The sequence below is a fragment of the Ferrovum sp. genome (assembly GCF_027317285.1).
Taxonomy (GTDB): domain Bacteria; phylum Pseudomonadota; class Gammaproteobacteria; order Burkholderiales; family Ferrovaceae; genus Ferrovum.
Genome location: NZ_DAHVHV010000161.1, coordinates 1 through 563 on the forward strand (window position 1 = coordinate 1; position 563 = coordinate 563).

1 protein-coding gene and 1 tRNA gene are annotated in these 563 nt (G+C 55.4%); one reads left to right on the top strand and one right to left on the bottom strand.

Features of this window, described 5'->3' with window-relative positions; genetic code table 11:
• Positions 1-216: 216 nt before the first annotated feature.
• Positions 217-292, top strand: a tRNA-Phe gene (locus M6F29_RS12100).
• 16 nt (positions 293-308) lie between these two features.
• On the opposite strand, the gene M6F29_RS12105 is transcribed toward M6F29_RS12100, so the two are convergent.
• Positions 309-563: tyrosine-type recombinase/integrase (locus tag M6F29_RS12105; RefSeq protein WP_298160288.1), on the bottom strand; the 255-nt coding region annotated here is incomplete at its 5' end.

Genomic DNA, 563 nt, shown 5'->3' on the forward strand with positions numbered 1-563 from the left:
TGGAAACGGCGACAGCAAAAGCGTTATCGCGGCTGACTTGCAGTTTGGAAGGTTACCGCCGAACAGGCGGATTGGAAGAACCGTGCGCACAAACGGAAACAAATGCGCATAAAGGTTTGGAATGTTACCACCGAGCAGGTGGTTCGCTGCGTTAAAGCGGCGCAGTCTGGTTCTACACGCCTTCTGAAATATCCGATATAATGGGCGGCTTAGCGTGGCCAAGTAGCTCAGTTGGTAGAGCAGAGGACTGAAAATCCTTGTGTCGGTGGTTCAATTCCGCCCTTGGCCACCAACAGCCAACCCGGCTTTTAGAGCAAATCGGCGATCTCTGACGGCGTTGGGTTGTAATACCTGAGCAGCATCTTCGTGTCCTGGTGCCCCGTCATTCTGGCCAGATCCATGACGGGCAGTTTCTTGCTCAAGCGAAAAACGGCCTCATGGCGGGCGTCGTGGAAGTGGATATGGTCAAATTCGGCGGGGCGGTACTTCCTGAAGATCGTGTCTGCCGTCCCGGTGGACACCGTGAACACCCTTACCGGATCGATGCCCTCCGCCAGTCGCAG